The organism is Pseudomonas sp. S3_A09, from assembly GCF_054668065.1.
This window is the reverse complement of record NZ_CP162752.1, coordinates 5186977-5212521: the sequence shown is the minus strand read 5'-3', so window position 1 is coordinate 5212521 and position 25545 is coordinate 5186977. Positions and strand designations below refer to the sequence as shown.

The following is a 25545-nucleotide window of genomic DNA, read 5'->3' as shown; positions in this document are numbered from 1 at the left end:
CGAAGATCGTCAACGATAACGCGTGAATCCTGGATGAACGTGTTGTCTGTGAGGTCTTCGCGAGCAAGCTCGCTCCTACAGGTTCTCGCTGATCAATCCTAATACCTGCCTCTGCCCTACGCTGCATGGCACCCCTTCCGGCTGCGCCCGTACCGCTTCGATCACCCCCAGCAGTTGCGCCTTGCTATGGGCCAGTTGCGCCTGCATGGCTTCGATCTGCGTGACCTTGCGCTCCAGCGCCTCGATCAACTCTTCGCGCTTGTGCTCGCCCGGCGCAGGCATCAGCGCCTTGAGCTCCTGCAGGGTAAAGCCTGCCTGTTGCGCGCTCTGGATCAGTTGCAGGGTTTGCAGGGCCTCCGGCGCATAAAGCCGGTACCCATTGGACTGGCGTCCGACCTGGCTGATCAGGCCCTCGGCCTCATAAAAGCGGATACGCGACGCCGCCAGCCCACTCTGCTTTGCCAGCTCCCCAATATTCATCACGGCACCTGCTTGACATTAAAGTTAACTTTAAGCTTAGCCTGAGGCTTCCCCCACTCAGGAGTCAACCCATGTCACCCTTTGAAGCCCTGCAACTGCCCAATGGCCAGGTCCTCCCCAATCGTATCGCCAAGGCGGCGATGGAAGAAAATATGGCCGATGGCAATCAGGCGCCGTCCCGTGAGTTGAAGCAACTGTACAAGGCCTGGGCGGACGGCAAGCCAGGCGTGTTGATCACCGGCAACGTGATGGTCGACCGCCGGGCCATGACCGGCCCCGGTGGCGTGGCCCTCGAAGATGAGCAGCATCTGGCGAGCTTTCGTGAATGGGCCGACGTCGCCCGCGGCAACGGCGTGCACTTCTGGGTACAACTCAGCCACCCAGGGCGCCAGACGCCAGCCAACCTGCGCCAGCAAGCCCTTGCACCGTCCGCCGTCGCGCTCGACCTCGGCGGTTTCTCGAAAATGTTTGCCACACCCAAGGCCATGACCGAGGACGACATCCAGGACGTGATCCAGCGCTTCGCCACCAGCGCACGCCTGGCCGAAAAAGCCGGGTTTACCGGCGTACAGATCCACGGTGCCCACGGCTACTTGCTCAGCCAGTTCCTGTCGCCGTTGAGCAACCAGCGCACCGACCGCTGGGGCGGTTCCCTGGAGAACCGTGCGCGCCTGTTGCTGGACGTAATCCGGGCAGTGCGCGCCAATGTCAGCCCGGCGTTTTGTGTATCCGTCAAACTCAACTCCGCCGATTTCCAGCGGGGTGGCTTTGCAGAAGCCGACGCACGCGCCGTGGTCGAAATGCTCAACCCGCTGCCCATCGACCTGCTGGAGTTATCCGGCGGCAGCTACGAGGCACCGGCCATGCAAGGCGAAGCGCGTGACGGTCGCACCCTGGCGCGTGAGGCGTATTTCCTGGAATTCGCCAGTCAACTGGCGACGATCGCCACGATGCCGCTGCTGGTCACCGGCGGTATCCGTCGCCTGCCCATCGTGCAACAGGTACTGGACAGTGGCGTCGCCATGGCCGGGATCGCCACAGCATTGACGCTGGAGCCGCAATTGATCCAACACTGGCGCGAAGGCCGCGACCCCAACCCGCAACTCAAGCCCATCGACTGGAAGCGCAAGCCCCTGGCGTCACTGGCCATCCTCGCCGTCGTGCGCTATCAGATGCGCCGGCTCAGCCGCGGCCATTTGCCCAAGGCCAACGTCGCGCCGTGTATGGCGTTGGTACGTGACCAGTGGTTTCTTGCGCGGCGTACCCGGCAATACCGGGCAGCCATGACGCAATCTTCACATTAAAGGCTGAACATCCGCCGTGATCGAACTGTCCCCTATTGATCAGCAGTTTTTAACCTCACTGACGATTGGAGTTCTTCATGGCGAAAATCAACCTGGCCCAGCAATTGGCGACCACCCTTGAACAGGCGGGCATCAAGCGCATCTGGGGCCTGACCGGCGACAGCCTCAATGGCCTCACCGACGCCCTGCGTACCATGGACAGCATCGAGTGGATGCATGTGCGCCACGAAGAAGTGGCGGCCTTTGCCGCAGGCGCCGAAGCGGCGGCCACTGGCGAATTGACGGTGTGCGCCGGCAGTTGCGGGCCGGGCAACCTGCACTTGATCAATGGCCTGTTCGACTGCCATCGCAACCATGTGCCGGTGCTCGCGATTGCCGCGCAGATCCCATCGTCGGAGATCGGCCTGAACTACTTCCAGGAAACCCATCCCCAGGAATTGTTCAAGGAGTGCAGCCACTTCATCGAACTGGTCACCAACCCCGAGCAGATGCCCCACGTGCTGCACCGCGCCATGCGTTCGGCGATCCTCAATCGCGGCGTCGCGGTCGTGGTGATTCCAGGCGATGTGTCGCTGCTGGAAGTGGAAGACAAGCTCAAGCCATGGCCAGCCTTGCATGCGCCACGCACGCTGCCTGCGGATCAGGACCTGCAACGCCTCATCGAAATCCTGGAAAGCAGCCAGAAAACCACCCTGCTCTGTGGCAGCGGTTGTGCCGGCGCCCACGATCAGGTGGTGGCGCTGGCTGACGCCCTCGGCGCTCCCGTGGTACACGCCCTGCGCGGCAAAGAACATGTGGAATGGGACAACCCGTTCGACGTGGGCATGACCGGCCTGATTGGCTTCAGCTCCGGCTATCACGCCATGCTCGACTGCGATACCTTGATCATGCTCGGCACCGACTTCCCCTACCGCCAGTTCTACCCAACGGACGCGAAGATCATCCAGATCGACCGCAACCCCCAGGCCCTCGGCCGTCGCGCCACGCTGGACCTGGGCATTGCCGCGGATGTCAGCGAAACCATCGGCGCCCTGCTGCCGCGCTTGACGCGCAAGACTGATCGCAGCTTCCTTGAAACCTCCTTGAAACATTATGAGAAAGCTCGCCAGGGGCTGGACGACTTGGCTCAGCCGTCGAAAGCCAATCGGCCGATTCACCCACAATACGTCGCACGCTTGCTCAGTGAATTGGCAGATGACGATGCGATCTTCACCGCCGATGTCGGCTCGCCCACCGTGTGGGCTGCGCGCTATTTGAAGATGAATGGCAAGCGTCGTTTGATCGGTTCGTTTAACCACGGTTCGATGGCCAATGCCATGCCCCAGGCCATCGGGGCCCAGGCAGCCTTCCCGGATCGCCAGGTGATTTCGATGTCGGGTGACGGCGGTTTCGCCATGTTAATGGGGGATTTCATCTCGTTGGCACAGTTGAAACTGCCGGTGAAAGTCATCGTGTTCGATAACTCGTCCCTGGGGTTTGTCGCGATGGAAATGAAGGCTGCGGGCTACCTGGATGCCGGCACCGAGCTGAAAAACCCGGACTTCGCGGCCATGTCCAACGCCATGGGCATCCTGGGCATTCGCGTGGAGCAGTCCGAAGACCTGGAACCGGCCCTGCGCCGCGCCCTCGCCCACGACGGCCCAGTGCTGGTGGACGTGGTCACGGCGACCCAGGAGTTGGTGATGCCGCCGACCATCAAGTTGGAACAGGCCAAGGGTTTCAGCCTGTATATGCTCAAGGCGGTGATGAGTGGCCGTGGCGATGAAGTGATCGAACTGGCGCGCACCAACTGGTTGCGCTAACACAGGGAAGCGCCGTAGCGGACCGCGTTGGCGTTATTGCTGGCAGATCAGCTGGCCTGACAACGCGCGAAAAAGACCCGGCGGTCATCGCCGGGTCCATAGCAATCAAGCGTGCTGTTTTGCCACCCACTTGCTGTAGGCATCAATAAATGCCTGCAGGAACGGCTTGGTCTTTTCCGACACCTTGCCCGCCTCGTCAAACACGCTGCCCGCGCCGCCCAGATAGGCCTCCGGCTGCTGCATGCAGGGCACATCGAGGAATACCAGGGACTGACGCAGGTGATGGTTGGCGCCAAATCCACCAATCGCACCTGGCGATACGCTGATGACCGCGCCCGGCTTACCACTCCATGCGCTCTGCCCATAAGGTCGAGAACCGACGTCGATGGCATTCTTCAGCGGGGCGGGCACGGAGCGGTTGTATTCCGGGGTCACGAACAACACCGCGTCGGATGAGCTCACCTGTTTGCGGAAAGTACTGTAGGCTGCCGGCGGTGTCGCACCGTCAATATCTTCGTTGTAGAGCGGCAAATCGCCAATTTCCACAATGTTCAACTGCAGGTTGGCAGGGGCCAGTTCGGCCAGTGCCAGCGCGACCTTACGGTTGATCGAGTCTTTTCTCAAGCTACCGACCACGACGGCTACGGTGTAGACCTTGCTCATTGGGGTTTCCCGACGTCTGACTAAAGGAGCTTGTAGTTATAAAGTCTTCGCGGCGTGTTCACCAGAAGGTTTTGATATTCCTGCGGGCGTTTGCCCGGCATTACGACCCGTAGGAAGAGTCTGAAAATATCAGCGAATAGTATTTTTATTCCGTAAGTAAACTACCCCGCTCCGTGACGGTCTACAGAACCGCAAATAGAGTGTTTATCTCCAGAGGTTCTAAACAGATGGCAGCAGTATTAGTCGGACAGTTTCATGCCAGAGACGCAGAAGGACGCGTGTATTCGGTGCATGAGTTCCAGGAATCCAACCCGGCGCAAGGCGACCTGGCTGGCTCGGCACCTACCACCACCTACAAGCTGGCCATTGGCGACCGTGTAGAGAAACTGGAAGGCGACGAATTCAAGTTGATCCAATCAGGTACCATTCTTGTGCGCGAATCGCAAACCACCCTCGCGTCATAAGACCTCGCCTATTCACCTGCTCAGTCCTGGCCATTCAAGGCATTGACTGGGCTGGGGTGATCACGGACGACGGATCTCCGTGACCTCGATACCCTGCTCTCCCTGCACCTGCTTAAGCGTCACCATCAACTGCCCCCGCTCGCCTTCGACGGCATACATCGAACGCTGGTAGCCTGCCGAGTTGTAGCCCGGATGCGCGACCACCTGCCTGACCAACTCCACGCCCAGCACCGAGCCCACTTGCTCGACCACCTGTTCCTGGGAGCGAATAAAGGCTTCAAGTGCCAGGTTTTCCGGCGGGATTTCGCGTTGAGTGTCGAAGAGATAAGCAGCCACGCAGCCGACGGTCACCAGGACCAGCAGTTGCTTGGCCGTTACCCCGAGGAATATCGAGGGTAAAGGCATATGAGACCAGACCTGTTCTTGTTGTTAATGCCGGTAGCCGGCTGTGGTCGTTGATGATCAGCGCAGCCATTCTATTGAATACGCAGCCCGCTGCACATAGACTCCGGCGATGCGTTTACGTCATATCGAAGTGATTCAGGCCATCTTGCAGACCGGACACCTCGGCACGGCCGCCGAGTGGTTGCAACTTTCCGTGGGCGATGTAGACGCGGCGCTCAAGGACGCCGAGCAGCAGCTTGGTTTCATGCTGTTCGCCAGTGTGCGTGGACGCTTGCAGGCCACCCGGGAAACCCTCGAGCTGCAAGCCGAAATCGCCCATGTCTATGAAGCGCTGGAACCGGTGCAACGACTGGCCAGCCGCTTGAAACACCCTCACGCCCCGACCCTGCGCGCCCTCTGTACGCCGCCCCTGGCCAATCAGCTGTTGCCGCACAGCATTGCGCTACTGCGCCGGCGTTTCCAGGACACTCCGTGCAACCTGTCGAGCCAGACGACCCGAGAGATCGTCAGGAGCCTGCTGCTGCACGAAGCCGATGTGGGCTTGAGCTTGCATGACCCGGAACACCCGCAGATTCACAGCACCGTACTGGCTCAGGGCAAACTGCAGTTGCTCGCCCCCCATGGCTGGCTCAAGCCCAAACAGAAATACATCGCGCTACAGGAGCTGGCAGGACAATCGATGATCGGCCTGGAAGGCCAGGACCCGCTCAGCCGCCTGTTGGACGCCAAGCTGCAAGCCCTGCGCCCGCAGCCGGTGGTGCAGACGCGCGTACAGACCTATCAGATGATGCGCAGCCTGGTGGAAGCCGGAGAAGGCCTGGCAGTGGTCGACCCCTTCACCGCGTTCGGCGCACGGGAGGCTGGGCTGGATGCGTGCCCGGTGTCGCCGCCGATCCTGATCAGCCTGTACGCGCTCACCCTCAAGGACGGCGTGACCACCCCGGCGCTGAATGCGCTGCTGGAGATCGTCACGCAAAAGGCCGAGGGCCTGCTCGCCAGCGACACAAAACCCCTCCCCCCTACACCTTGAACAACCGATACCAGAATATCGCCACTTCGCGGGTTTGCGGGTCAATGCCTCGATAGCGCAGGTGGTCGACCCCACCCATCACGTAACCGCAACGCTCATACAATCGGCAGGCGCCGAGGTTGTTGTTCTGGGTTTCCAGCATCATGCCCGGCAGGTTTTTCTTGCGGCTCCAGAACTGCGCCACATCCAACAACGCCTTGGCTACCCCGTGGCGTCGCGCGGGCAAGGCCACTGCCAGCTCGTCGACATGGGCAAAACCATTCCAATTGGTGCTGACCACGATATGTCCCACCGGGCGATCATCCAGGTAGGCCATGAAGATTGCGCTGTCGGGCGCATCGCGGAAACTGGCGAACTCTTCAGGGTCGATGCCATAACACTTGCGGTACGGCAATATTCGCTCCACGGGCCATTGATCGACTCGCTTGCCCATCTGTGGCTCACCGTAGGCGCTGACCTCAAAGCTGAAATCATTACCCCACACGTAGGCATCAAAACCTTCGTCGGCGACGCGTACACTGAGCCCTGGATACTTCGGGTTCATTACAGCTTGCATAAACATCCTTAACCCTTGATGCAATCAACGGTGTAACAACGACCACTGCCGTCATCTTCGTGTTGCAACCCATGAACATCGGCGACAAAACCGGGGAAACTGCTATCGAATGTCCGGGCAAAAGCCAGGTAGTCGATGATCGAGCGCGTCGACTCGGTAAAGCGCTCGCCCGGCATGATCAACGGAATGCCCGGCGGATAAGGCACCAGCATCACGGCTGCGATGCGCCCTGGCAAGGCGTCGATGGAAACCGCTTCCACTTCACCCCTGACCAACTGGTCGTAGGCGTCGGCGGGTTTCATCGCGATTTCCGGCAGAACGGTGTACATCCGTTTGAGGTGTTTCGCGGTGGCGTTGCTGCGGTAACAGCTGTGCAATTGGTCGCACAGGTCGCGCAGGCCCAGGCCTTGATAGCGCGTCGGGCCTTGGGCAAAAACCGAGGGCAGGCAACTGGCCAGGCTGACATTGGCGTCGTAGCTGCGCTTGAATTCCAGCAACTCGGTGAGCAAGGTACTCCATTTGCCCTTGGTGATGCCCATGGAAAACAGTACAAGGAAAGAATACAGCCCGGTTTTTTCCACCACCAGGCCCCGCTCCCAGAGGAATTTGCTGACAACCGCTGCGGGAATCCCGCAATCGCTGAGGGCACCTCCCGCAGTGAGGCCGGGCATCACCAGTGTCACCTTGATCGGGTCCAGTAGCACATAGTCTTCGGCCACGTCGCCAAAGCCATGCCAGTCATCTTGAGGGTGCAATAGCCAATCTGCGGTGACGACGCGGTCGATTCCGGCTACCGACGGCGGCTGCCAGATCGAAAACCACCAGTCCTCTTCAGCAATGTGCTGGCGCAAGTTGGCCAACGCGCGGCGAAAACTCAACGCCTCGTCGAACATTTCCTGCAACAGCGAACGCCCGGCCGGACCTTCCATCATCGCCGACGCCACATCCAGCGAAGCAATGATGCTGTATTGCGGCGAGGTGGAGATATGCATCATGAAGGCTTCGTTGAAACGGTCACGGTCCAACTGGCGGGCGCCGCCATCTTGCACATGGATCATCGAGGCCTGGCTGAAAGCCGCCAGCAGCTTGTGGGTCGAGTGGGTGGTGAATACCAGTGGGCTGTCCGGAGTGCGCGAGGTGCCCATGCCGTAGCGCCTGGCGAAAAACTCATGAAACGCGGCGTAGGCGTACCAGGCCTCATCAAAATGCAGCACCTCGACGCTATTGCCCAGTTGCTGCTTGATCAGCTCAGCGTTGTAGCACAAGCCATCGTAGGTGGAGTTGGTCACCACCGCCAGCTTCACTTTCGGCGGGCGGCCACGGGTGAGCGGGCTGGCGTCGATCTTGGCGCGGATGGATTCGGGGCTGAACTCGCTCAAGGGAATCGGACCGATAATCCCCAGCTCGTTGCGTTCGGGGCACAGGTACAACGGGATGGCGCCGGTCATGATGATCGAGTGCAGCACGGACTTATGGCAATTGCGGTCCACCAGCACCAGGTCATCGCGCCCGACCATGGAATGCCAGACGATCTTGTTGGCGGTGGACGTGCCGTTGATGACGAAAAAGGTGTGGTCGGCGCCAAAGTTGCGCGCAGCGCGGGCCTCGGCTTCAGCCAGAGGCCCGGTGTGGTCCAGCAGCGAGCCCAGTTCGGGCACTGACACAGACAGGTCCGAGCGCAGGGTGTTTTCCCCGAAGAACTGATGAAACGCCTGCCCCACCGGGCTCTTGCGGTAGGCCACGCCACCGCCATGACCGGGGGTGTGCCAGGAATAGTTGGAGTCGGCGGTGTGCTGCACCAGCGCCTTGAAGAACGGCGGCAACAGGCCATCCAAATAAGTGCGGGCCGCGCGCGCGACTTGCCGCGCAAGGAACGGCACGGTGTCTTCGAACAGGTAGAGAATGCCGCGCAGTTGGTTGAGCTCGCTCATGGCGTCGGCGGGCGCGTTTTCCAGGGTAACTTGCTCGCCCAGGGCAAAGATTGGCAAGTTGGGTGCCCGCAGCCGCGCCAGGCGGATCAGCTCGACCATGTTTTGCAGCAGATGGGTATTCTCGCCAGCGCCCTCGGCGGCGATCAGCATGCACGCCAAACCGTGATGGGTGGAAGCCACCAGTCGCCCCTCGGCGTAATCCACGGCGGAAAAAATACTGAAGCCCTCTTGTTCCAGCTCTCGGGCGATGCCTCGGACCCGGTCACCGGCAACGGTGTCGGCCTTGATGTCACGGTGCACGATAAGGACAGGAAACTTCAGGTCTTTGTACATGAGTGCTTGTAGTCCTGAGGGCTATGCACTCAAGGGTAGAAGCTTGGGGGCGATGACGCGAATGAAGATTTTTAAAGCGCGGTAACCCACAGTAGAAGCCGGCTCGCCGGCTCCTGAGGGGTTTGACTCATTGTTGGGTCAGGGTCGACCACAACGCCGGCGCACCCGCCGATTTGGCAATCGCTTCCAACCGCGCCGCATGCTCGGCCAGATCCTGCTCACTGGCGCGGATGATCGTGGTTGGCTTGCGGTCGGCCGGCAAGCGGCGGATTTCCGAAGGGCGGTTACCCGAACCCTCCGCCGAGCCGCTGCCGTCAGAGGCGTTACCGGCCAGGGACAGGCTGGTCTGCCCGCCGGTCATGGTCAGGTAGACGTCGGCAAGAATCTCGGAGTCGAGCAAGGCGCCGTGGAGTTCACGGCCGGAGTTATCGACGCCATAACGTTTGCACAAGGCATCGAGGCTGTTGCGCTGGCCGGGGTGACGCTCACGGGCCATCATCAAGGTGTCGAGGATCGAGCAGTGCTGGGAAATGTCTGCGCGATCGGTCTGCCCCATCAGGGCAAATTCGTTGTTGATGAAGCCGACGTCAAACGCCGCGTTATGGATGATCAGCTGGGCGCCGTTGATGAATTCGAAGAACTCATCGGCGACTTCAGCGAAACGCGGCTTGCCCTTGAGGAATTCGTCAGTGATACCGTGGACGCCGATCGCGCCTTCGTCACTGTCGCGGTCCGGTTGCAGGTAGACGTGGAAGTGACGCCCGGTGAGGCGCCGACCCATCAATTCGACACAGCCGATTTCAATGATCCGGTGGCCGTCGGTCACCGGCATGCCGGTGGTTTCGGTATCGAGTACAACAGATCGGATGGCCATCAGGGTTCAGCTCTCAACGGTGTGGTGTGATTCAAGGGCCGCGATATTAACACGTGAGTCGGCATCAGCTCTGCTTGTAGCCGCGCACTTCGTCCACGCCACGGTTGGCCAATTGGTCGGCGCGCTCGTTGCCAGGATGGCCGATGTGACCACGCACCCACTTCCAGGTGATGTCATGGCGATTGCATTGCTCGTCGAGGAGTTGCCACAGGTCGGCATTTTTTACCGGTTCCTTGGCCGCCGTCTTCCAGCCGCGTTTCTTCCAGTTGACCATCCACTCGTTGATGCCCTTCATCACGTATTGCGAGTCGGTCACCAGCAGCACGTTGCAGCGGCGCTTGAGTTCTTCCAGGCCGCGAATGGCGCCCATCAGTTCCATACGGTTGTTGGTGGTATTAGGCTCGCCGCCCCACAACTCTTTCTCTACGCCCTTGCACACCAGCAACGCGCCCCAGCCGCCAGGGCCCGGGTTGCCCTTGCAGGCGCCATCGGTGAAGAGTTCTACGCTATCGGTCATCGGTTGCTCGGTATTCATTCAAAAAGAGGGTCATGCATCGCTTTGCTTGCGGTTGACCTTGGCCATCGGCATCGGCACCAGCTTGCCCATCGGCTCGCGGCGTACCGGTTGCACCGGCCGCAACCCAACCACGATCTTGCGCGCCACCAGCAGATAGAAGCCGCCACCCGACAATTGCCACGCACCTGCGCGGCGCTCCCAGCCAGCCAGGCGGGCTTGCCACTTGGTCGACGCAAGCGGCGGACGATAGCACCCGAAGCGGCGTTTCTCCAGCGCGAAGCCCAGCAGGTTCAGCCAGTCTCCTACCCGCTGCGGCGAGATACAGCGCGCCTGGCGCAAGGCGTCGTGGGCGAATACATGGCGCAAGCCCCAACTGCTCCAAGGGTTGATCCCGACAATAAGCAAATGGCCACCAGGGCGTACGCTGCTCGCCGCTTCGCGCAGCAAACCGTGGGGCGACAGGCAGAAATCCAGGCCATGCTGCAACACCACCACGTCGGCAGCGTGCTCGCTCAAGGGCCAGGCCTGTTCCTCGCAGACGATCTCTACCCCTGGCAACGGCGCGCCCAGGCGCACATTGCGCTGCACTTGGGGGGCGCACGGCGGCGTTTCGGCCGAAGGACCGTAATGCACCAGGTAGCCACCAAAGAACCGGCCCAGCTCGTCTTCGAGCATGCGCCGTTCCTCGTCCAGCAAAAATTGCCCGATCGGACCGGACAGCCATTCGCGGGCTGCGCCGATCAGGGCCAGCCACTCAGGATCGGCCTGGGCGAACGCTTTATCAGTCATTGCATTCTCCAACTCGCCTAGACGTTCTAAGATGCACCAATGTGTTCAGCTTGGCGAATCGAAGAATGATACAGATCAGTGCCCTGCCCGCCTTCACCGATAACTACATCTGGTTGTTACAAGACCCGAGTACCCAGCGCTGCGCCGTGGTCGACCCCGGCGATGCCGCGCCGGTGCTGGCTTGGCTAAAGCAGAACCCTGAGTGGGCCCTGAGCGACATCCTGATCACTCACCACCACCATGACCATGTCGGCGGCGTCGAACACCTCAAACGGGTGACTGACGCCAAGGTCTACGGCCCGGCCAACGAAAAGATCCCTGCGCGGGACGTAGCCCTGAACGATAACGATCGCATCAGCGTGCTCGGCTGGGATTTTGACATTTATACAGTGCCGGGCCACACCCTGGGGCATATCGCCTTTTATCACCTGGGCGTGCTGTTCTGTGGCGACACCCTGTTCGCCGCCGGTTGCGGGCGCCTGTTCGAAGGCACGCCAGCACAGATGCACACTTCACTTGAACGTTTGGCCGCCCTGCCCGCTGACACCTTGGTGTACTGCACCCACGAATACACGCAGAGTAATCTCAAGTTTGCCCAGGCCGTGGAACCGGACAACGCCGATATCGCCCAACGGGTGGAAATCGTCCGCCAATTACGGGAACGTGGCGAGATCACGCTGCCTTCCAACCTGGCCCTGGAAAAGCGCACCAACCCCTTTCTGCGCACCTCTGAAACATCCGTTAAACAAAAAGCGGACGAACGGAGTGGTCGCGACAACCGCTCTGGGGCCGAGGTATTTGCTAGCCTGAGGGCTTGGAAAGATAAGTTCTAATAGGAAGCAATCTGATACGTAATTTCTGAATGGTTGACCGGAACCAAACGGGTTTCTAGAATCGCCCGACATTTTTGCCCGGAACTTACTTCCAGCCAATGTCGTCATCTATTCGTAAATCCAACCATTCAGACGCATTGACCCGCCTGGCTCAAGCTGTGGCGGTGGCTGTGTCCGCCACGCTGGCGGGCTGCCAATCAAGCAATTTCACCGCACAATCCACCGTGCAACCCAAGCCAAACCTTACTGCCAAGATCAAACAGAAACCCGTCATCTGGCTTTCGGACAAGCCGGCTCCCGAAGTGCCCCAGGATGTTTGGGAGCGTATGCGACGAGGCTTTCAACTGCAGGACGGTGTAGGCGTCAACCCGCGTATCGAACAACAGCGCCTGTGGTTCGCCAGCAACCCTTCCTTCCTTGAGAATGCCGGCGAACGCGGCAGCCTCTACATTCATTACATCGTCGAACGCCTTGAAGAGCGCAACATGCCGCTGGAACTGGCACTGCTGCCAGTGATTGAAAGCGCCTACAACCCGATGGCCTATTCGCGCAGCGATGCGGTTGGTCTATGGCAGTTCATTCCCTCCACCGGGCGCTACTTCAATCTGCGCCAGACCCGTGCCTACGATGGCCGCCGCGACATCACCGCCTCCACCACAGCCGCCCTTGACTACCTGACCCGCCTGCACGACATGTTCAACGGTGACTGGCTGCTGGCCCTGGCTGCCTACAACGCGGGTGAAGGCACGGTGAGCCGGGCGATCGAGCGCAACGAAAAGCTCGGCCTGCCGACCGACTACTGGAACCTGCCCCTGCCCCAGGAAACCAAGGACTACGTGCCCAAGTTCCTGGCGCTGTCCCAGGTGGTGCTGGCGCCCGAGGCCTATGGCGTCAACCTGAACCCGATTGCCAACACGCCGTACTTCGAGGTGGTTGAAGTCAAGCAAAGCATGGACCTGTCACGGGTTGCCGCGCTGGCCGAGATCGACGAAGACGAACTGTTCCAGCTCAATCCCGCGCTGAAACAACGCACCACCCTGGATGGCCCGCAGCATCTGCTGGTGCCGAGTTCCAAGGCACAACTGCTCACCAGCACCCTTTCGACGATGAAGCCTGAAGAATTGCTGGCGATGCGCCCGAAAAAGCAGGTGTTCGACGAAGTCGAGACCGCACGCGTTGCCGGCCGTACCCGCAACTACAAGGTACGCAGTGGCGACAACCTGACGCTGATTGCCAAGGCCAACAAGGTCGATGTGCATGACCTGCAGCGCTGGAACAAGCTCAACGGCCAAGCCCTCAAGGTCGGCCAGACCCTGGTGATGCAGGACACGCGCAAGCGGGTGGCCAAGGCCGACAGCAAGAAGCCGGTGCAATACAAGGTCAAGAAAGGCGACTCGCTGTACATCGTCGCCAAGCGCTTCAACGTTGAGATGCAACATCTCAAGCGTTGGAACCCACGTACTGGCCAGGCGTTGAAGCCGGGGCAGATGCTGGTGGTTTCCGGACCAAGATAAGCCCTCCCAAGAGCACCGGGGAGCAAACGTGGGAGCGGGCTTGCTCGCGAAGGCAGTGTGTCATTCGACATGTTCGGTGACTGACACTCCGTCTTCGCGAGCAAGCCCGCTCCCACATGGGCGCTCCATCATCCGACCGGCTTTTTCCAACCGGAACAAGCTGTTACTGTACCGATCATAAAGCCCAAGCCGCCCGGATCGGATCTCTGACTTGAAGCGTCCCCTCCTTCTACTAATAAGTCTGGCCTTGAGCTTTGGTGCGAACGCGGCGATTACCGAGAGCCACGGTTATACGCAGTTCGGCGTGCTCAAGTACCCGGCCAAATTCACCCACTTCGATTGGGTAAACCCTGCAGCGCCGAAAGGCGGGACATTGCGGGTCATGGCCTTTGGCACTTTCGACACCCTCAACCCCTACACTTTCAAGGGCTCAAGCCCGGTCTCCACCCCCAATTTCCTGCAATACGGCGTCAATGAGCTGAACGAACCGTTGATGGTCGGCACCGGCCTGTACGCGCCCTCCGGCGACGAGCCGACCTCCAGTTACGGGCTGATCGCACAGTCGGTGGAGTACAGCGAGGACCGCAGTTGGGTGGTGTTCAACCTGCGCCCGGAAGCGCGCTTCCACGATGGCAAGCCGATCACCGCCTATGACGTGGCGTTTTCCTATCGCACCCTGCTGACCGAAGGCCACCCGCAATACCGTACCAACCTGCAGGAGGTGGCACGGGTGGATATCCTCAACCGGCATCGCATTCGCTTTGTGTTCAAGCGCGCCGGCAACCCGTTGCTGATCCTGCGCCTGGGCGAATTGCCGGTCCTGCCCCAGCACTATTGGAAAAACCGCGATTTCAAGGCGACGACTTTCGAACCGCCGCTGGGCAGCGGGCCGTACCGCATCAGCAAGGTCACGCCTGGCCGGCAACTGGTGTTCGAACGGGTGAAGAACTACTGGGGCAAGGACCTGCCGGTCAACCGGGGTTTCTATAACTATGACAAGGTCGAAGTGGAGTTCTACCGCGACAGCGACGTGGCCTTCGAAGCGTTCAAGGCCGGTGAGTTCGATATCTACATTGAGCACCAGGCCAAGAACTGGGCCAATGGCTACAACTTCCCTGCGGTTAATCGGGGCGACGTGATCAAGGCGCAGATCGCGCACCAGATTCCGACCCAGAGCCAGGGTCTGTTCATGAACAGCCGGCGACCGATCTTCAGCCAGACCAAGGTGCGAGAAGCCCTGGGGCTGATGTTCGACTTCGAATGGACCAACCGCACCCTGTTCAGCAGCGCCTACAAACGCACCTTGAGCTACTACCCCAACAGCGAATTCTCGGCCTCCGGCGTTCCAACCGGGCATGAATGGCTGATGCTCTCGCCGTACCGCGATCAATTGCCGGCCAGCCTGTTTACCCAGCCGTTCAGCCTGCCCCAGACCGACGGCCGTGGCATCCCCCGCGAAACCATGCGCCGCGCCCTGGCCCTGCTCGGCGACGCCGGCTGGAAACTCTCCGGCCAACGCCTGCTCAACAAGGACGGTCAGCCGCTGCGATTCGAAATACTGCTGGTCAATCCGAACCTGGAGCGCATCCTGCAGCCCTATGTCGAAAACCTGATCAGCATCGGCATCGACGCGCGCCTGCGCACCGTCGATCGCGCCCAGTACAAGCAGCGCCTGGATCAATTCGACTTCGACATGATCCTGATCACCCTTAACCAGACCTTGAGCCCGGGCCTTGAGCAGTGGCAGTACTTCCACTCAAGCCAGGCGGCGATCAAGGGCAGCAAGAACTACGCAGGCATCGCCAACCCGATTGTCGATCACCTGCTGGAACAACTGCTGGCCGCCAAGACCCGCGAAGAGCAACTGGCCGCCGGCCGTGCCCTGGACCGGGTGCTGCTGTGGCAGCATTACAGTATTCCCAACTGGTACCTCAACTATCATCGCTTGGCGTACCGCAACCGGTTCGCCTTTGTCACCACGCCGCCCTATAGCCTGGGCCTGAGCGCGTGGTGGCTGAAAGCTTCGGAGAAAGCCCAATGATGTATTTGCGTACTGCACTGCTCGGCGGCCTGCTGCTGTGCACCGCGGCCCAAGCCGCCCCGCAACATGCGTTGACGCTCTACAACGAACCCCCAAAATACCCCGCCGACTTCAAGCACTTCGACTATGTGAATCCGGACGCGCCCAAAGGCGGCACCTTCCGCGAGTCGGCCATGGGCGGCTTCGACAGCCTCAACCCCTACATCAGCAAGGGCGTGCCAGCCGACAACCTCGGCCTGATTTACGACACCCTGGCTATGCAAAGCCTGGACGAGCCCATCACCGAATACGGCCTGGTCGCCGGCAAGATCGAAAAAGCCCCGGACAACAGCTGGGTACGCTTCTATTTGCGCCCCGAAGCACGCTTTCATGATGGCCACCCGATCCGCGCCGAAGACGTGGTGTTTACCTTCCAGGAACTGATCAAGGAAGGCTCGCCGATCTATCGCACTTACTACGCCGACGTCGACGAGGTGGTCGCCGAAGACCCACTGAAGGTGCTGTTCAAGTTCAAGCGCACCAATAACCGCGAATTACCACTGATCCTCGGGCAACTGCCGGTATTGCCCAAGCATTGGTGGGCCACCCGTGATTTTGCCAAGGGCAACCTCGAAGTGCCGCTGGGCAGCGGGCCGTACAAGGTCGCCGAGGTCAAGGCCGGGCGCATGATTCGCTACGAGCGGGTCAAGGATTACTGGGCCAAGGATCTGCCGATCACGCAAGGCTTCTACAATTTCGACAACCGCATCACTGACTACTACCGCGACAGCACCGTGTCCCTCGAAGCCCTCAAGGCCGGGCAGTTCGACTACTGGCTGGAGTTCAGCGCCAAGAATTGGGCCAACGCCTACAACATCCCGGCGGTTGCACAGGGGCGCCTGATCAAGGAAGAAATCCCCAACGGCAACCCCACGGGCATGCAGGGCTTCGTGTTCAACATGCGCAAGCCGATGTTCCAGGACGTGCGCGTGCGCAAGGCCATCAGCCTGTTACTGGATTTCGAATGGAGCAACAAGCAGCTGTTCAACGGCGCCTATACCCGCACCCGCAGCTATTTCGAGAACTCCGAGATGGCGGCCACCGGCCTGCCCGGCCCGGATGAACTGGCGATCCTCGAACCGCTGCGCGGCAAGATCCCGCCTGAAGTCTTCACCCAGGCCTTCGAACCTTCCAAGACCGACGGCAGCGGCATGATCCGCACCCAGCAGCGCGAGGCCTACCAACTGTTGCAGGAAGCCGGTTGGCGCATCGTCGACGACAAGATGGTCGACACCAGCGGAAAACCGGTAACCATCGAGTTCTTGCTGGCCCAGACCGAGTTCGAACGCATCCTGCTGCCGTTCAAGCGCAACCTGGCCGACTTGGGTATCGACCTGGTGATCCGTCGGGTGGACGTCTCACAGTTCATCAACCGAATTCGCTCGCGGGACTTCGATATGCTGGTGGGCAGCTTCCCGCAGTCCACCTCGCCGGGGAACGAACAGCGCGAGTTCTGGAAGTCCTCCAGCGCCGACAAGCCCGGCAGCCGTAACTACATGGGCCTCAAGGACCCGGCCATCGACCAACTGGTGGAAGAGCTGATCGACGCCGATTCGCGCAAGAGCCTGGTGGCACACGCCAAGGCCCTGGACCGTGTGTTGCAGTTCGGCTACTACGTGATCCCAAACTGGCATATCAAGACCTTCCGCGTGGCGTACTGGGATCACTTGGGCCATCCCAAAGTCCCGCCGCGCTACGACGTCGGCACCGCCACCTGGTGGGCCAAACCCGACGTAAAACCTGCGGTTACCCTGGAAACAAGCGCCGATCCGGCGAGCGGAGGCGATTAAATGCTGGCCTATATCTTTCGCCGCCTGTTACTGATCATCCCCACGCTGTTCGGGATCCTGCTGATCAACTTCGTCATCATTCAGGCCGCCCCCGGCGGGCCGGTAGAACAAATGATCGCCAAGCTCGAAGGTTTCGAGGGTGCCACCAGCCGCATTGCCGGCGGCGGTGCCGAAGTGTCGGTGGCCGGTTCCAGCAGCTACCGTGGCGCCCAGGGCCTGGACCCGGCGCTGATCAAGGAAATCGAAAAGATGTACGGCTTCGACAAATCGGCGCCGGAACGTCTGTGGATCATGGTCAAGAACTACGCCCAGCTGGATTTTGGCGACAGTTTCTTCCGTGACGCCAAGGTCATCGACCTGATCAAGGAAAAGATGCCGGTGTCCATCTCCCTCGGGCTATGGAGCACGCTGATCATGTACCTGGTGTCGATTCCCCTGGGGATCGCCAAGGCCACGCGGCACGGCAGCCATTTCGATGTGTGGACCAGTTCGGCAATCATTGTCGGCTACGCGATCCCGGCCTTCCTGTTTGCGATTTTGCTGATCGTGGTGTTTGCCGGCGGCAGTTACCTGGACTGGTTCCCCTTGCGCGGGCTCACGTCGAACAACTTCGACGAACTGAGCTGGGGCGGCAAGATCCTCGATTACTTCTGGCACCTGGCGCTGCCCATCACGGCCCTGGTGATCGGCAACTTCGCCACCATGACGCTGCTGACCAAGAACAGCTTTCTCGACGAGATCAACAAGCAGTACGTGGTTACAGCCAAAGCCAAGGGCCTGACCAATCACCGTGTGCTGTACGGCCATATATTCCGCAACGCAATGTTGCTGGTGATCGCCGGTTTCCCTTCGGCCTTCATCGGGATTTTCTTCACGGGGTCCCTGCTGGTGGAGGTGATCTTCTCTCTGGACGGCCTGGGCTTGATGAGTTTTGAAGCGGCGATCAACCGCGACTACCCGGTGGTGTTCGGCACGCTGTTTATCTTCACCCTGCTGGGGCTGATCGTGAAACTGATCGGCGACCTCACCTACACCCTGGTCGATCCGCGTATCGACTTTGCCAGCCGGGAGCATTGAGATGAATCTATCCCCCCTCAATCGCCGCCGGTTCGAGCGATTCAAGGCCAACAAGCGTGGCTGGTGGTCGCTGTGGCTGTTCCTGAGCCTGTTCGTGCTGAGCCTGGGCGCCGAGCTGATCGCCAACGACAAGCCGCTGGCCGTGCACTACGACGGCGGCTGGTATTTCCCGGCGCTCAAGCGCTACCCGGAGACCACCTTTGGCGGTGAATTCCCGCTGGAGGCCAACTACAAGAGCCCGTATATCCAGGAACTGCTCAAGGCCAAGGACGCCTGGACCTTGTGGGCGCCGATTCCGTTCAGTTACCAGAGCATCAACTACGACCTCAAGGTGCCCGCGCCGGCGCCGCCCTCTTCCGTGAACTGGCTGGGCACCGATGACCAGGGCCGCGACGTGCTGGCGCGGGTCATCTACGGCTTCCGCGTGTCGGTACTGTTTGCCCTGACCCTCACGGTACTCAGTTCGATCATCGGCGTGATCGCCGGGGCCCTGCAGGGTTTCTATGGCGGTTGGGTCGACCTGGCCGGGCAGCGCTTCCTGGAGATCTGGTCCGGATTGCCGGTGCTGTACCTGCTGATCATCCTTGCGAGTTTTGTGCAACCCAACTTCTGGTGGCTGCTCGGCATCATGTTGCTGTTCTCGTGGATGAGCCTGGTGGACGTGGTGCGCGCCGAGTTCCTGCGCGGGCGCAACCTGGAATACGTGCGCGCCGCCAGGGCGTTGGGCATGCAGAACGGCGCGATCATGTTCCGGCACATCCTGCCCAATGCGATGGTGTCGACCATGACCTTTATGCCGTTCATTCTCACCGGCGCCATCGGCACCCTCACCGCCCTGGACTTCCTCGGCTTCGGCTTGCCGGCCGGTTCGCCGTCTCTGGGTGAACTGGTGGCCCAGGGCAAATCCAACCTGCAAGCGCCGTGGCTGGGCATGAGTGCCTTTGCCGTGCTGGCGATCATGTTGAGTTTGCTGGTGTTTATCGGCGAGTCCGCTCGCGATGCCTTCGACCCGAGGAAATGAGATGAATCAGGACAATCTGATCGAAATCCGCGACCTCTCCGTCGAGTTCGTCACGGGCGACCATCACCACCGCGTGGTGAACAACGTCAGCTTCGACATCAAGCGTGGCGAGACAATCGCTCTGGTGGGCGAAAGCGGCTCGGGCAAATCGGTGACCGCCCATTCGATCCTGCGCCTGCTGCCCTACCCGCTGGCGCGGCACCCCTCCGGCACCATCAACTATGCCGGGCAGGACTTGCTCACGCTGAAAGAAAAAACCATCCGCCATATTCGCGGCAACCGTATCGCGATGATCTTCCAGGAGCCGATGACCTCGTTGAACCCGCTGCATTCCATCGAGAAGCAGATCAACGAGGTGCTCGGCCTGCACAAGGGGCTGCAAGGTAAAGTCGCCACCCAGCGCACCCTGGAGTTGCTGGACCTGGTGGGCATTCCCGAACCGCACAAGCGCCTCAAGGCCCTGCCCCATGAGCTGTCCGGCGGCCAGCGCCAGCGGGTGATGATCGCCATGGCCCTGGCCAATGAACCGGAGCTGCTGATCGCCGATGAGCCGACCACGGCCCTGGATGTGACGGTGCAGTTGAAGATCCTCGAATTGCTCAAGGAACTGCAGGCGCGCCTGGGCATGGCGCTGCTGCTGATCAGCCACGACTTGAACCTGGTGCGGCGCATCGCCCATCGCGTGTGCGTGATGCAAAAGGGTTGCATCGTCGAACAGGCCGATTGTGAAACGTTGTTCCAGTCGCCCCAGCATCCGTACACCCAGGAGCTGCTTGCGGCTGAGCCCAGCGGCGGACCTGCGAGCAATGCAATCGGCCCTCCACTGCTGGAGGTGGATAACCTGAAAGTCTGGTTCCCGATCAAGAAGGGCTTTTTGCGCAACACCGTCGATTACGTCAAGGCGGTGGACGGCATCAACTTCAGCCTGCCCCAGGGGCAGACCCTGGGCATTGTCGGCGAAAGCGGCTCGGGCAAATCCACCCTGGGCCTGGCGATCCTGCGGTTGATCGCGAGCAAGGGCGGCATTCGTTTTGAAGGCCAGCAACTGGACACACTCAGCCAGCAGCAGGTGCGCCCGCTGCGCCGGGAAATGCAGGTGGTGTTCCAGGACCCGTTCGGCAGCCTGAGCCCGCGGATGTGTGTCAGTGAGATCGTCGGTGAAGGGTTGCGCATCCACAAGATGGGTACGCCGGCCGAGCAAGAGGCGGCGATTATTGCGGCGCTCAAGGAAGTGGGGTTGGATCCAGAGTCGCGCCATCGGTATCCCCATGAGTTCTCCGGTGGCCAGCGTCAGCGCATTGCCATTGCCCGGGCGTTGGTGCTCAAGCCGCGCCTGATCCTGCTGGATGAGCCGACGTCGGCGCTGGATCGCACGGTGCAGCGGCAGGTGGTGGAGTTGTTGCGCAGTTTGCAGACCAAGTACAACTTGACCTATCTGTTTATCAGCCATGATTTGGCGGTGGTCAAGGCGCTGAGCCATCAGTTGATGGTGGTGAAGCATGGGCAGGTAGTGGAACAGGGAGATGCGGCCGAGATCTTTGCTGCGCCGCAGCATGGGTATACGCGGCAGTTGTTGGAGGCGGCGTTTTTGGTTTGATCGTGTACCAATCCGTTTTTTCGGTAACGGATATGTACACCACCACTCCAACGGAACTTTGCCAAGAAATAACCGCCTGAATCCGGTAGGCTCACCCTTTTCATTCAAGGAGTTACTCCCCATGGCCAAAGCAACCGCCCGTCACATCCTCGTTTCCACTGAAGACAAGTGCAACGAACTCAAGGCCCAAATCGAAGGCGGCGCCGATTTCGCAGAAATCGCCAAAGCCAACTCCAGCTGCCCATCCAGCCGCGACGGCGGCAACCTGGGTTCGTTCGGCCCCGGCCAGATGGTCAAGGAATTCGACACCGTCGTATTCAGCGCCCCGGTCAACACCGTGCAAGGCCCGGTGAAAACCCAGTTCGGCTACCACCTGCTGGAAGTCACCAGCCGCCAGGACTGATCCTGTCTGTGCTGATGGTCTAAACGACGGCCCGCCTTTTGGTGGGCCGTTGTGCATGTGATGACTGGCGACGCTGATGCCGTTAGCGTACAAATCCCTTTTCTACTTCACACGGCATTCAAGGCTGACAATGCGATTGGCTTTTTCCTACATTTTTAGTTCGACACTGGCCCTGCTGCTGGCCAGCAGCGTCGTGATCGCGGCGCCCCAACCGTACCTGACCGTTTACGGTGAACCGGCCAAGTACGCCGCCGGCTTTACCCATTTCGACTATGCCAACCCGAATGCCCCCAAGGGCGGCAGCCTGCGCCGTTCGGCCATCGAGATCGGGCGCTTCGACCACGTGCTGCCGTATATCGACAAAGGCATCGGGGTTTCACAGGTCGACGGCTGGCTGTATGCGCCCCTAGCCCAGCGCTCCCTGGACGAGCCCTACACCGTCTACGGCCTGGTTGCCGAAAAGATGGAGCGCGCCGATGACGGCCTGTCGCTGCAGTTTTTCCTCAACCCCAAGGCACGTTTCGCCGACGGCAAGCCAATCACCGCCGAAGACGTACGCTACAGCTTCGACCTGCTGATGACCCAGGGCAGTCTGCGCTTTCGCACCCTGTTCGCCGACGTCAAGCACGTCGAGGTCGAGGGCGAGCGCCAAGTGCGTTTCGACTTCTCCAGCAATGAAAACCGCACCCTGCCCCTGGATATCGCCACCCTGCCGGTGTTCCCAGAGCACTGGTGGAAGACCCGCGACTTTGCCAACGGCGGCGGCTATGAAGCCCCACTGGGCAGCGGCCCTTACAAGGTCAGCAAGATCGACTCCGGCAGCACCATTACCTTCACCCGCGACCCGAACTGGTGGGGCAAGGACCTGCCCGTCAGCCGTGGCCTGTACAACTTCGATCACCTGAGCCTGGAGTACTTCGGCGACACCGAGGTGGCCCGCCAGGTATTGCGCGGCGGTGCCTACGATTTCAACCGCGAATTTTCTGCCACCGGTTACTCCATCGGCTACAACGGCCCGGCCCTGGATGATGGCCGCCTGCAACGCGCGCACTTGGCCAAGGAGATGCCGCAACCGGCCCAGGGTTATGTGTTCAACGTGCAAAAACCAGTCTTCAAGGACCGCCGCGTGCGCCAGGCCCTCGCAATGCTGTGGGACTTCGAATGGGCCAACCGGCAGATGATGCGCAATATGTACATCCGCCAGCAAAGCTTCTTCTCCAATAGCCCGCTGGCAGCCACCCAGCCGCCGACCCAAGAGGAACTGGCGATTCTTGAACCCTTGCGCGGCCAGGTGCCCGACGAGGTGTTCACCCAGGTGTTCAAGGCACCGGTGACCGACGGCAGCGGCATGATCCGCGACAAACAGCTGCAAGCCTTGGCGTTGTTGGAAGAGGCCGGCTGGAAACCGCACGGCGACAAGCTGGTTAACGCCGAGGGCGAGCCGCTGGAGTTTACCTTCCTTAATGCCCAATCTGGCCTCGAACGCCTGTTGCTGCCGTACAAACGCAACCTCGCGCAGATCGGTATCACCCTGAATATCCGCCGTATCGACGCCTCCCAATATGTGAACCGGGTGATGGCACGGGACTACGACATGATCGTCACCGGCTTCCCGGTCACCACCTCGCCGGGCATGGAACTCTACAACTACTTCGGCTCGGCCGCCGCCTTTGACCCCGGCGCCAATAACTACATGGTGCTCAAGGACCCGGCCGTCGACAGCCTGATCAAGGGCCTGGTCAAGGCCGACACCCAGGCGCAGATGCTCACCTACGCCCACGCACTGGACCGGGTACTGCAATGGAATTACCTGTGGATCCCCAACTACTATCCGCCCGGCACCTCTGCCGCGTGGTGGAACCGCTTCGGCCGCCCGGCCATCGAGGCGAAAAACGATGAAGCCCTGGAAACCTGGTGGGAAATCAGCCCCACGCCCCTGACCAACGAGCAAATGAACGCTGAGCTGAAAAAACGCGGAGGTGCGCGCTGATGTTTGTCTATATCGTGCGGCGCCTGCTGCTGATCATCCCAACGCTGGTGATCATCCTGCTGGTGAATTTCGTGATCGTCCAGGCAGCTCCGGGCGGCCCGGTGGAACAAGCCATTGCCCACTTGCAAGGCATTGGCGGCGGTGCCGTCGGCGGATCGTCCGGCGAAGGCATCAGCGGCGGCTCCCGCGCCAGCCGCGGCCTGGACCCGAAGTTGATCGCAGACATCGAAAAACAATACGGCTTCGACAAACCGGCACCGGAGCGTTTGTGGCTGATGCTCAAGAGCTACGCCCAGCTGGACTTTGGTAACAGCTTCTTTCGCGGCAAGACGGTGATCGACCTCATTCTGGAAAAAATGCCGGTCACCCTCTCGCTCGGCCTGTGGGCCACGCTGATCACCTACCTGGTGTCGATCCCCCTGGGGATTCGCAAGGCCGTGCGCCATGGCAGCAGCTTCGATGTGTGGAGCAGCACCGCGATTGTCATCGGCTATGCCATGCCGGCGTTCCTGTTCGCGATGTTCCTGATCGTGGTCTTTGCTGGCGGCACGTCGCTGAACTGGTTCCCGGTGCGCGGGCTGGTGTCGGAAAACTTCGAAGAGCTGAGCACCGTGGGCAAGATTGCCGATTATTTCTGGCACCTGGTATTGCCAGTCACCTCGCTGGTCATCGGCGGGTTTGCCACCCTGACCATCCTCACCAAGAACTCGTTCTTGAATGAAATCACGCGCCAGTACGTGGTGACCGCCCGCGCCAAGGGCTTGAGCGAAAGGCGTGTGTTGTATGGACACGTATTCCGCAATGCCATGTTGCTGGTCATCTCAGGGATTCCCCAGGCGTTTATCGCCGTATTCTTCGCCGGCTCCCTGCTGATCGAGGTGATCTTCTCCCTGGATGGCCTGGGCCGCATGAGCTACGAAGCCGCCGTCTCCCGCGATTACCCGGTGGTATTTGGCTCGCTGTTCATCTTCACCTTGTTCGGCCTCTTGATAAAACTCATCGGTGACCTCTGCTACACCCTGGTGGACCCGCGTATCGACTTTGCCGCGAGGAACGCCTGATGCTTAACCTGTCTCCCGTGGCGCGCCGACGTTTCGAGCGCTTCAAGAAGAACCGTCGCGGCTGGTGGTCGCTGTGGCTGTTCATCGGCCTGTTTATCCTGACACTGGGCGGTGAGTTGATCGCCAACGACAAGCCCTTGGTACTGAGTTTCAAGAACGAACTGTATTTCCCGGTATTCAAGCGCTACACCGAGCAGGCGTTCGGCGGCCAGTTGCCATTTCAGGCCGACTACCGCAGTGACTACGTGAAAAAGCTGATTGAGCAGGACGGCGGCTGGATGCTGTTCCCTCCAATTCCGTTCAGCGACGACACGCCCAACTACGAGCTGACCCGCCCTGCCCCCAGCCCGCCATCGGCGGTGAACTGGCTGGGCACCGATGACCAGTCGCGGGATGTATTGGCGCGGGTGATCTTTGGCGCACGGGTGTCGATCCTGTTTGCCTTGGCGCTCACGGCCATAAGCGCCGCCATCGGCATCGCGGCCGGGGCTTTGCAGGGCTATTACGGCGGCTGGGTGGACCTGATCGGCCAGCGCGTGCTGGAAGTGTGGTCCGGGTTGCCGGTGCTGTACCTGTTGATCATCCTGTCCGGCTTTGTCGAGCCGAACTTCTGGTGGCTGCTGGGGATCATGGCGCTGTTTTCCTGGCTGGCCCTGGTGGACGTGGTGCGCGCAGAGTTCCTGCGTGGGCGCAACCTTGAATACGTCAAGGCTGCTCGGGCCTTGGGCCTGGGTGACGGCAAGATCATTCGCCGGCACATCCTGCCCAACGCCATGACCGCCACCTTGAGCTACTTGCCGTTTATCCTGACCGGCGCAATTTCAACCCTGAGCGCCCTGGATTTCCTCGGTTTCGGCATGCCCGCAGGCAGCGCCTCGCTGGGCGAGTTGATCGCCCAGGGCAAGCAGAACCTGCAAGCGCCCTGGCTGGGCCTGACGGCGTTCTTCACACTGGCGCTGATCCTGTCGCTGCTGGTGTTTATCGGCGAGGCATTGCGTGATGCCTTCGACCCCCGCTCATGAGTGACCGCC

General features: G+C 60.6%; 23 protein-coding genes. 15 read left to right on the top strand and 8 right to left on the bottom strand.

Going from position 1 to position 25545, the window contains the following annotated elements:
* Positions 1-75: 75 nt before the first annotated feature.
* Complete coding sequence (locus AB4N92_RS24365) at positions 76-480, bottom strand: MerR family transcriptional regulator (protein ID WP_236267169.1); 405 nt, start codon at positions 478-480, stop codon at positions 76-78.
* Between the two features lie 71 nt (positions 481-551).
* Here AB4N92_RS24365 and AB4N92_RS24360 point away from each other — a divergent pair, with 71 nt between their 5' ends.
* Together AB4N92_RS24360 and poxB are read left to right on the top strand one after the other, a co-directional pair.
* On the top strand, positions 552-1784 hold the full coding sequence (locus tag AB4N92_RS24360) for an NADH:flavin oxidoreductase/NADH oxidase family protein (RefSeq protein WP_236267170.1): 1233 nt from the start codon (positions 552-554) through the stop codon (positions 1782-1784).
* Between the two features lie 77 nt (positions 1785-1861).
* Complete coding sequence (gene poxB, locus AB4N92_RS24355; protein WP_021491691.1) at positions 1862-3586, top strand: ubiquinone-dependent pyruvate dehydrogenase; 1725 nt, start codon at positions 1862-1864, stop codon at positions 3584-3586.
* 105 nt (positions 3587-3691) lie between these two features.
* Here the strand turns inward: poxB and AB4N92_RS24350 are convergent, their stop codons facing one another.
* Entirely contained in the window at positions 3692-4249 is a 558-nt protein-coding gene (locus AB4N92_RS24350) for an NADPH-dependent FMN reductase (protein WP_021491692.1), read from the bottom strand.
* A gap of 227 nt (positions 4250-4476) precedes the next feature.
* Between AB4N92_RS24350 and AB4N92_RS24345 the strand changes: the two genes are divergently transcribed.
* Positions 4477-4713, top strand: coding sequence for a hypothetical protein (locus tag AB4N92_RS24345; protein ID WP_016979714.1), 237 nt, complete (start codon positions 4477-4479; stop codon positions 4711-4713).
* A 60-nt stretch (positions 4714-4773) separates the two neighbouring features.
* On the opposite strand, the gene AB4N92_RS24340 is transcribed toward AB4N92_RS24345, so the two are convergent.
* Positions 4774-5118 (bottom strand): hypothetical protein, encoded by a 345-nt coding sequence (locus AB4N92_RS24340; RefSeq protein WP_045792236.1) that lies wholly within the window; start codon positions 5116-5118, stop codon positions 4774-4776.
* A 109-nt stretch (positions 5119-5227) separates the two neighbouring features.
* On the opposite strand from AB4N92_RS24340, the gene AB4N92_RS24335 reads away from it, so the two are divergent.
* Positions 5228-6148: a LysR substrate-binding domain-containing protein gene (locus AB4N92_RS24335; protein ID WP_042571586.1), complete on the top strand. Its 921-nt coding sequence runs from the start codon at positions 5228-5230 to the stop codon at positions 6146-6148.
* Here the strand turns inward: AB4N92_RS24335 and AB4N92_RS24330 are convergent.
* The 5 genes from AB4N92_RS24330 to AB4N92_RS24310 all read right to left on the bottom strand — a co-directional run bounded on the left by AB4N92_RS24330 (position 6138) and on the right by AB4N92_RS24310 (position 11148).
* Positions 6138-6704, bottom strand: a complete 567-nt coding sequence (locus AB4N92_RS24330) for a GNAT family N-acetyltransferase (protein ID WP_031290712.1) — start codon at positions 6702-6704, stop codon at positions 6138-6140. The genes AB4N92_RS24335 and AB4N92_RS24330 overlap by 11 nt on opposite strands.
* 8 nt (positions 6705-6712) lie before the next feature.
* Complete coding sequence (locus tag AB4N92_RS24325) at positions 6713-8968, bottom strand: Orn/Lys/Arg family decarboxylase (protein WP_236267171.1); 2256 nt, start codon at positions 8966-8968, stop codon at positions 6713-6715.
* 127 nt (positions 8969-9095) lie between these two features.
* The gene (gene dnaQ, locus AB4N92_RS24320; RefSeq protein ID WP_167337377.1) at positions 9096-9836 is read right to left on the bottom strand and encodes a DNA polymerase III subunit epsilon; all 741 of its coding nucleotides are present in this window, start codon (positions 9834-9836) and stop codon (positions 9096-9098) included.
* A gap of 70 nt (positions 9837-9906) precedes the next feature.
* Complete coding sequence (gene rnhA, locus AB4N92_RS24315; RefSeq protein WP_010210917.1) at positions 9907-10359, bottom strand: ribonuclease HI; 453 nt, start codon at positions 10357-10359, stop codon at positions 9907-9909.
* 30 nt (positions 10360-10389) lie between these two features.
* A complete protein-coding gene (locus AB4N92_RS24310) occupies positions 10390-11148 on the bottom strand; it encodes a methyltransferase domain-containing protein (protein ID WP_010210918.1) in 759 nt (252 codons plus the stop codon).
* 65 nt (positions 11149-11213) lie between these two features.
* Between AB4N92_RS24310 and gloB the strand changes: the two genes are divergently transcribed.
* From gloB to AB4N92_RS24255, 11 genes are all read left to right on the top strand, one after another.
* Positions 11214-11981, top strand: a complete 768-nt coding sequence (gloB, locus tag AB4N92_RS24305; RefSeq protein WP_021491694.1) for a hydroxyacylglutathione hydrolase — start codon at positions 11214-11216, stop codon at positions 11979-11981.
* 98 nt (positions 11982-12079) lie between these two features.
* Positions 12080-13495, top strand: a complete 1416-nt coding sequence (locus AB4N92_RS24300; RefSeq protein ID WP_010210924.1) for a lytic transglycosylase domain-containing protein — start codon at positions 12080-12082, stop codon at positions 13493-13495.
* Between the two features lie 211 nt (positions 13496-13706).
* Positions 13707-15536, top strand: a complete 1830-nt coding sequence (locus AB4N92_RS24295) for an extracellular solute-binding protein (RefSeq protein WP_021491695.1) — start codon at positions 13707-13709, stop codon at positions 15534-15536.
* Positions 15533-17365, top strand: coding sequence for an extracellular solute-binding protein (locus tag AB4N92_RS24290; RefSeq protein ID WP_010210928.1), 1833 nt, complete (start codon positions 15533-15535; stop codon positions 17363-17365). The genes AB4N92_RS24295 and AB4N92_RS24290 overlap by 4 nt, the downstream gene beginning before the upstream one ends.
* Entirely contained in the window at positions 17366-18442 is a 1077-nt protein-coding gene (locus tag AB4N92_RS24285; RefSeq protein ID WP_010210929.1) for a microcin C ABC transporter permease YejB, read from the top strand. It abuts the gene before it with no gap.
* Position 18443: 1 nt separating this feature from the next.
* The gene (locus tag AB4N92_RS24280) at positions 18444-19463 is read left to right on the top strand and encodes an ABC transporter permease (protein WP_010210931.1); all 1020 of its coding nucleotides are present in this window, start codon (positions 18444-18446) and stop codon (positions 19461-19463) included.
* 1 nt (position 19464) lies between these two features.
* Positions 19465-21060 (top strand): ABC transporter ATP-binding protein, encoded by a 1596-nt coding sequence (locus AB4N92_RS24275; protein WP_010210935.1) that lies wholly within the window; start codon positions 19465-19467, stop codon positions 21058-21060.
* Positions 21061-21181: 121 nt separating this feature from the next.
* A complete protein-coding gene (locus tag AB4N92_RS24270; protein ID WP_010210937.1) occupies positions 21182-21463 on the top strand; it encodes a peptidylprolyl isomerase in 282 nt (93 codons plus the stop codon).
* Between the two features lie 130 nt (positions 21464-21593).
* Positions 21594-23453 carry an extracellular solute-binding protein gene (locus tag AB4N92_RS24265; protein WP_069672658.1) on the top strand — a complete coding sequence of 620 codons (1860 nt, stop codon included), beginning with the start codon at positions 21594-21596 and terminating at the stop codon, positions 23451-23453.
* Entirely contained in the window at positions 23453-24514 is a 1062-nt protein-coding gene (locus AB4N92_RS24260; protein ID WP_198729709.1) for a microcin C ABC transporter permease YejB, read from the top strand. The genes AB4N92_RS24265 and AB4N92_RS24260 overlap by 1 nt, the downstream gene beginning before the upstream one ends.
* Positions 24514-25536 carry an ABC transporter permease gene (locus AB4N92_RS24255; protein WP_042571592.1) on the top strand — a complete coding sequence of 341 codons (1023 nt, stop codon included), beginning with the start codon at positions 24514-24516 and terminating at the stop codon, positions 25534-25536. Before AB4N92_RS24260 ends, AB4N92_RS24255 begins: the two co-directional genes overlap by 1 nt.
* Positions 25537-25545: the final 9 nt, after the last annotated feature.

Excerpts from the sequence above, each read along its gene's own strand:
- AB4N92_RS24365 (WP_236267169.1), bottom strand. The coding sequence starts at position 480 with ATGAATATTGGGGAGCTGGCAAAGCAGAGTGGGCTGGCGGCGTCGCGT.
- AB4N92_RS24360 (WP_236267170.1), top strand. The coding sequence starts at position 552 with ATGTCACCCTTTGAAGCCCTGCAACTGCCCAATGGCCAGGTCCTCCCC.
- poxB (WP_021491691.1), top strand. The coding sequence starts at position 1,862 with ATGGCGAAAATCAACCTGGCCCAGCAATTGGCGACCACCCTTGAACAG.
- AB4N92_RS24350 (WP_021491692.1), bottom strand. The coding sequence starts at position 4,249 with ATGAGCAAGGTCTACACCGTAGCCGTCGTGGTCGGTAGCTTGAGAAAA.
- AB4N92_RS24345 (WP_016979714.1), top strand. The coding sequence starts at position 4,477 with ATGGCAGCAGTATTAGTCGGACAGTTTCATGCCAGAGACGCAGAAGGA.
- AB4N92_RS24340 (WP_045792236.1), bottom strand. The coding sequence starts at position 5,118 with ATGCCTTTACCCTCGATATTCCTCGGGGTAACGGCCAAGCAACTGCTG.
- AB4N92_RS24335 (WP_042571586.1), top strand. The coding sequence starts at position 5,228 with ATGCGTTTACGTCATATCGAAGTGATTCAGGCCATCTTGCAGACCGGA.
- AB4N92_RS24330 (WP_031290712.1), bottom strand. The coding sequence starts at position 6,704 with ATGCAAGCTGTAATGAACCCGAAGTATCCAGGGCTCAGTGTACGCGTC.
- AB4N92_RS24325 (WP_236267171.1), bottom strand. The coding sequence starts at position 8,968 with ATGTACAAAGACCTGAAGTTTCCTGTCCTTATCGTGCACCGTGACATC.
- rnhA (WP_010210917.1), bottom strand. The coding sequence starts at position 10,359 with ATGACCGATAGCGTAGAACTCTTCACCGATGGCGCCTGCAAGGGCAAC.
- AB4N92_RS24310 (WP_010210918.1), bottom strand. The coding sequence starts at position 11,148 with ATGACTGATAAAGCGTTCGCCCAGGCCGATCCTGAGTGGCTGGCCCTG.
- gloB (WP_021491694.1), top strand. The coding sequence starts at position 11,214 with ATGATACAGATCAGTGCCCTGCCCGCCTTCACCGATAACTACATCTGG.
- AB4N92_RS24300 (WP_010210924.1), top strand. The coding sequence starts at position 12,080 with ATGTCGTCATCTATTCGTAAATCCAACCATTCAGACGCATTGACCCGC.
- AB4N92_RS24290 (WP_010210928.1), top strand. The coding sequence starts at position 15,533 with ATGATGTATTTGCGTACTGCACTGCTCGGCGGCCTGCTGCTGTGCACC.
- AB4N92_RS24285 (WP_010210929.1), top strand. The coding sequence starts at position 17,366 with ATGCTGGCCTATATCTTTCGCCGCCTGTTACTGATCATCCCCACGCTG.
- AB4N92_RS24280 (WP_010210931.1), top strand. The coding sequence starts at position 18,444 with ATGAATCTATCCCCCCTCAATCGCCGCCGGTTCGAGCGATTCAAGGCC.
- AB4N92_RS24275 (WP_010210935.1), top strand. The coding sequence starts at position 19,465 with ATGAATCAGGACAATCTGATCGAAATCCGCGACCTCTCCGTCGAGTTC.
- AB4N92_RS24270 (WP_010210937.1), top strand. The coding sequence starts at position 21,182 with ATGGCCAAAGCAACCGCCCGTCACATCCTCGTTTCCACTGAAGACAAG.
- AB4N92_RS24265 (WP_069672658.1), top strand. The coding sequence starts at position 21,594 with ATGCGATTGGCTTTTTCCTACATTTTTAGTTCGACACTGGCCCTGCTG.
- AB4N92_RS24260 (WP_198729709.1), top strand. The coding sequence starts at position 23,453 with ATGTTTGTCTATATCGTGCGGCGCCTGCTGCTGATCATCCCAACGCTG.
- AB4N92_RS24255 (WP_042571592.1), top strand. The coding sequence starts at position 24,514 with ATGCTTAACCTGTCTCCCGTGGCGCGCCGACGTTTCGAGCGCTTCAAG.